A 5,425-nucleotide genomic window follows, 5' to 3' on the forward strand; every position below is an offset into this window, starting at 1 on the left:
CTGCGGCAGATGCTGCGGCTGATGACGTTCGTGTGGGGCGCCATCATGACGGTCGAGATGCTGCTGCGCTGGTGGATGGTCGTCAACTGGCCGGTCGAACGCGTGCTGGTCGTGTCGCCGGTCATGGGCTACACGGTATTTGCCTGCCTGCTGCTGTGGACGTTCTGGTACCGGCGGCGGATGCGCGTGCGCAACAGCGTCGACATTCCGGGCCGCGGCGGCGTCACCGAAACCGCCGGCCGCTGACGCGCGGCGCGCCGGCTGTCCGGCGGCGGGTCACGGCGCCTGCTGTATGATGCGCGGCGTCTCGTCCGCCCATCCGTTTTCCGTCATGTCCCTTTCGCTCCTTCCGTGTGCCACGATCTGGCTCGCCCTGTTCGCGGCCGCCGCCTGCGCGTGGCATCGCCCGCTGCACGGCCTGAGCATCGGCCTCGCCGCGCTCGGCTACGGGGGCGCGCTGGCGTTCGGCCAGCTTGCGCCGATCACGCTGGCGCCGCTCGCACTGCTGATCGCGGCCGGCTGGGGCGTGCTGCCCGAGCGCCCGCTCGCGGTGCGCATCATCGCGCACCTCGTCTTTGCCGCGCTCGCGATCGCGCTGAGCCTGCATCTGATTCCCGGCTTCCACAATCCGCGCGTGATCGGGCCGATCCGCTTCACGCCGGACGCCGTGCCGTTCACGATGTACCTGAATTTCGACAAGCCGCTCGTCGGCCTGTGGCTGTTGTGGGCACTGCCGTGGGTTGCGCCGGACGTCGCGCTGTCGCGCGCGCTGCGCACCGGTGCGGTGGCGGCCGTCGCAACGGCTATTGCGTGCCTGGCCGGCGCGCTCGCGTTCGGGATGGTCGGCTGGGCCCCCAAATGGCCGCCGTCGGGCTGGTTGTGGCTCGCGAACAACCTGTTGCTGGTGACGCTCGCCGAGGAAGCGCTGTTCCGCGGCTACGTGCAAGGCGGGCTGACCCGCGCGTTCCGCGCCTGCTCATGGGGCCCGTGGTTCGCGCTCGCGGCCGGCGCGCTGCTGTTCGGCGCCGCGCACGCAGCGGGCGGCTGGCCATGGATTGTGCTCGGCACGGTGGCCGGCGTCGGCTACGGCCTCGCGTGGCGGCGCGGCGGCCTGCTCGCTGCCGCGCTCGCGCATGCGGGGCTGAACGTCGTCCACTTCGGCCTGTTCACCTATCCGATGCTCGCCGCCGCGCGCTGATCGCGGCGACGGCGCCTGTGTCGCCCGCGCTGCCGCTCAGTTGAACCCGGCCACCGCGTGCGGCACGTACGGGCGTTCGAGCGTGGCGATTTCGTCGTCGGTCAGCTTCAGCGCGAGCGCGCCGAGCGCGTCGTCCAGTTGCTGCGGCTTCGAAATGCCGACGATCGGTGCGGTCACGCCGCGCTTTTGCGCGACCCACGCCAGCGCGACCTGCGCCCGCGGCACGTTGCGCGCGGCGGCGATCGCCGCGACGGCCTCGACGACCGCCTTGTCGGCATCGGCCGTCGCGTCGTACAGCCGCTGGCCGACGTCGTCCTTCTGCTGCCGTTCCGACGTTTCGTCCCAGTTGCGCGTCAGGCGCCCGCGTGCAAGCGGGCTCCACGGGATCACCGCGATGCCTTCGTCCTCGCACAGCGGCAGCATTTCGCGCTCCTCTTCGCGATACAGCAGGTTCAGGTGGTTCTGCATGCTGACGAAGCGGGTCCAGCCGTTCTGCTTCGACGTGTGCAGCGCCTTCGCGAACTGCCACGCGAACATCGACGATGCGCCGATATAGCGCGCCTTGCCGGCCTTCACGACGTCGTGCAGCGCCTCGAGCGTCTCCTCGATCGGCGTGCCGTAGTCCCAGCGGTGAATCTGGTAGAGATCGACGTAGTCGGTGCCGAGCCGCTTCAGGCTCTGGTCGACGTCGGTCATGATCGCCTTGCGCGACAGGCCCGCGCCGTTCGGCCCCGGCCGCATCCGGTAGAACACCTTGGTCGCGATCACGACGTCGTCGCGTTTCGCGAAATCGCGCAGCGCGCGGCCGACGATCTCCTCCGACGTACCGTCCGAATACATGTTCGCCGTATCGAAGAAGTTGATGCCGGCCTCGACCGCCCGCTGGATGATCGGGCGGCTTTCCGCTTCCGGCAGCGTCCACGGATGCGTGCCGCGCGACGGCTCGCCGAACGTCATGCAGCCCAGCACCAGCTTCGACACGTCCAGCCCGGTCGACCCGAATTTCACGTATTCCATTGCTCGCCTCGCCACTCAAGTTGGGGTTGCGGCCGGATGCACGCGGCATCCGCCAGACGTCGCATGGTATCCCGCACGCCGCGAACGCGTATGAGCGCGCGCCGCGTGCAGGCTGCGTGAAAGGTTGAACCTCGAAGGATGAACCGGGCGCCCCGGTTACTTGGCCTGGTCGGCGAGCGGCTGCAGGAACGCGGAGAAGCCGGTCAGCATGATCTGCACGCCGATGCACAGCAGCAGGAACGCCGACACGCGCTTCGCGACCTTGGTCCCCTCGCTGCCGAGGTAGCGTGCGAGCAGCGCGGAGCGGCTGTAGACCTGCCAGATCACGAGCGCGACGAGCACGGACACGGCGATCGACACGATGCTCGACAGCATGAATTCCGACAGCTTGTGCGTGCGGTTCGCGTTCAGCGCGATCGCGGTCGCGATCGAGCCGGGGCCGACCGTCAGCGGCACGGTCAACGGGAAGAACGCGCGCGTCATGATCGCGTTCGCGTCGATCGGCTTGACCGGCGTATCGCCGCCGCCCGGCCCGTCGGGCTCGTTCAGCATCTGCCAGCCGGCCACGGCGACCGCGAAGCCGCCGCCGATCCGCAGCGCTTCCATCGAGATCCCGAAGAAATGCAGCACCGGCGTGCCGGCGAAGAACGCGACCATCAGCACGACGAACGCATTGAACGCGACCTTCCTCGCGAGCAGATCCCGCTCGTGCGCGGTGAGCGTCTCGGTCCGTTCGAGAAACAGGAACGCGATGCCGATCGGATTGATGATGCCGATCAGGCCGGTAAAGCCGAACAGGATCTCGGAGACAAGGCGGTTGACGATCATCGTGCGAAGCATCGGTCGGAACGGGGCCGGCAGCGCCGGGGGTCACGCATTGTAGTGCAAGCGCTCGCGCCCGAGACGCAAAATGCCGCCGGCCCGGCTTCGCCGTCGATCGTCGTGGAGGTTCGTCGTGCAGCCTTATCCGGCGCCCGCCTCCCACGCCGGCGGCCGCTTCGCGAAGAAGGCCGCGAAGCCCTCCTTCGCTTCCGGCGTCGCCCGCACGCGGGAGATCGTCTGCGCGGTGAACGCCGCGCGTTCGTCCGACGGCGGGTACTCGCCGATCGCGTCGAAAAAGCGCTTGATCTCCATCAGCGCGTGCGGGCCGTTGCGGCCCAACTCCGCGAGCGTGCGCTCGAGCGTGTCGTCGAGCGCATCGAGCGGCACGGCCTGATGGATCAGGCCGATCGCGACGGCTTCGGCGGCCGCGAGCTGCGTCGCGGTCAGCGCGAGCCGGCGCGCCTGGCGCTGGCCGACCGCCTCGACCAGATACGGGCCGATCACGGCCGGCAGGATGCCGAAGCGCGCCTCGCTGACCGAAAAGCGCGCGTGGTCGCTCGCAATCACGATGTCGCACGCCGCGCACAGGCCCACACCGCCGCCGAACGCGTGACCCTGCACGCGCGCGACCGTCGGTTTCGGGCACTGCCGGATCGCGCGCATCATCGCGGCGAACCGCTCGGCGTCGCGCAGGTTCGCGGCCGCATCGTTCGCGCTCGCGCGCTGCATCCACTGCAGGTCGGCGCCCGCGCAAAAGGCGCGGCCATCCGAACGCAGCACGATCGCGCGCACGTCGTCGCGTCGGCCGAGCGCCGTGAAGGCGTCGGTGAGTTCCGCGATCATCGTCTCGTCGAACGCGTTCAGCACGTCGCCGCGCTGCAGCGCGACGGTCGCGATGCCGCGTGCATCGACCGTGACGGCCAGGGTCTTCAATCCATCCATCGAACCATTTCCTCGGGTAGAACGGCACATATCGAAATCACGCCGCCTGGCGGCGATCGATCACGCGGCGCGCCTTGCCGGTCGCGGTCGCCGGGATACCGCCGGCTGCCAGCACCGTCACGCCGGACGACACGCCGACCATCGTCTTGATCCGGTGTTGCAGCTCGCGCGCGAGTGCCGCGCGATCGCCGTCGCTCACCGACGCCGCCGCCTCGGAACGCAACTCGACCGCGAGGTCGAGCCGGTCCATGTGACCGTCGCGCGACAGCGTGATCTGGAACTGGCCCGACAACTGCGGCAGCGCGACGACGATCTCCTCGATCTGGCTCGGGAACACGTTCACGCCGCGCACGATCAGCATGTCGTCGGAGCGGCCCGTGATCTTCGCGAGCCGGCGCATCGCGCGCGCGGTCGGCGGCAGCAGCGCGGTGAGGTCGCGCGTGCGGTAGCGGATCACCGGCATCGCCTCCTTCGTCAACGACGTGAACACGAGCTCGCCCTGGCTGCCGTCGGGCAGCACTTCACCGGTGACGGGGTCGATGATCTCCGGGTAGAAATGGTCTTCCCAGATCACCGGGCCGTCCTTCGTCTCGACGCATTCGCACGCGACGCCCGGGCCCATCACTTCCGACAGCCCGTAGATGTCGAGCGCGTCGATGCCCACGCGCGTCTCCACTTCGTCGCGCAGCGCCTGCGTCCACGGCTCGGCGCCGAAGATGCCGATCTTCAGCGACGATTCGGCCGGGTCCATTCCCTGCCGCACCATCTCGTCGATCAGGTTCAGCATGTACGACGGCGTGACGAGGATGATCTTCGGCTCGAAATCGCGAATCAGCTGCACCTGCTTCTCGGTCTGCCCGCCCGACATCGGCACGACCATGCAGCCGAGCCGCTCCGCGCCGTAGTGAATCCCGAGACCGCCGGTGAAGAGACCATAGCCGAACGCGTTGTGCAGCGTATCGCCCGGGCGGCCGCCGGCCGCGCGGATCGAGCGCGCGGTCACGTTCGCCCACGTGTCGATGTCGCGCGCGGTGTAGCCGACCACGGTCGGCTTGCCGGTCGTGCCGCTCGATGCATGCACGCGCACGACCTGTTCGCGCGGCACCGCGAAGAGGCCGAACGGATAGTTGTCGCGCAGGTCGGTCTTGGTCGAGAACGGGAATTTCGCGAGATCGGCGAGCGACTTCAGGTCGTCCGGATGCACGCCCGCCGCATCGAACGTGCGCCGATAGTGCGGGACGTTGTCGTATGCGTGGCGCAGCGACCATTTGAGGCGTTCGAGCTGCAGCGCCTGCAGTTCGTCGCGGCTGGCGGTCTCGATCGGCTCGAGGGCGGCGGCGGGATGCGTCGGGTGAGTCATCGGGGTGCTCCTCCAGTGGAGTGGTCGTTGTCGTGTTCGAAGTGACGGCGCGGGCGGCTACGACCGGAACGTGCGGCCGGCCGCGT

5 protein-coding genes and 1 pseudogene are annotated in these 5,425 nt (G+C 69.1%); 2 read left to right on the plus strand and 4 right to left on the minus strand.

Annotation, left to right across the window (positions count from 1 at the left end; translation table 11 throughout):
* Both JMF90_RS22360 and JMF90_RS22365 read left to right on the plus strand, forming a co-directional pair.
* Positions 1-246 (plus strand): annotated as a pseudogene (locus tag JMF90_RS22360) (hypothetical protein); the annotation flags it as partial.
* Positions 247-331: 85 nt separating this feature from the next.
* Entirely contained in the window at positions 332-1,198 is an 867-nt protein-coding gene (locus JMF90_RS22365) for a type II CAAX prenyl endopeptidase Rce1 family protein (protein WP_041489478.1), read from the plus strand.
* A gap of 36 nt (positions 1,199-1,234) precedes the next feature.
* Here JMF90_RS22365 and JMF90_RS22370 read toward each other — a convergent pair whose 3' ends face one another.
* The 4 genes from JMF90_RS22370 to paaK form a co-directional block, all read right to left on the minus strand.
* Entirely contained in the window at positions 1,235-2,215 is a 981-nt protein-coding gene (locus JMF90_RS22370; protein ID WP_011547587.1) for an aldo/keto reductase, read from the minus strand.
* Positions 2,216-2,371: 156 nt separating this feature from the next.
* On the minus strand, positions 2,372-3,043 hold the full coding sequence (locus JMF90_RS22375) for a MarC family protein (protein WP_027806145.1): 672 nt from the start codon (positions 3,041-3,043) through the stop codon (positions 2,372-2,374).
* A gap of 135 nt (positions 3,044-3,178) precedes the next feature.
* Complete coding sequence (locus JMF90_RS22380; protein ID WP_011547586.1) at positions 3,179-3,979, minus strand: enoyl-CoA hydratase-related protein; 801 nt, start codon at positions 3,977-3,979, stop codon at positions 3,179-3,181.
* A 37-nt stretch (positions 3,980-4,016) separates the two neighbouring features.
* Positions 4,017-5,339 carry a phenylacetate--CoA ligase PaaK gene (gene paaK, locus JMF90_RS22385; protein ID WP_011547585.1) on the minus strand — a complete coding sequence of 441 codons (1,323 nt, stop codon included), beginning with the start codon at positions 5,337-5,339 and terminating at the stop codon, positions 4,017-4,019.
* Positions 5,340-5,425: the final 86 nt, after the last annotated feature.

Source organism: Burkholderia sp. E168m23, from assembly GCF_016586125.1.
In the GTDB taxonomy this organism is placed as follows: domain Bacteria; phylum Pseudomonadota; class Gammaproteobacteria; order Burkholderiales; family Burkholderiaceae; genus Burkholderia; species Burkholderia orbicola.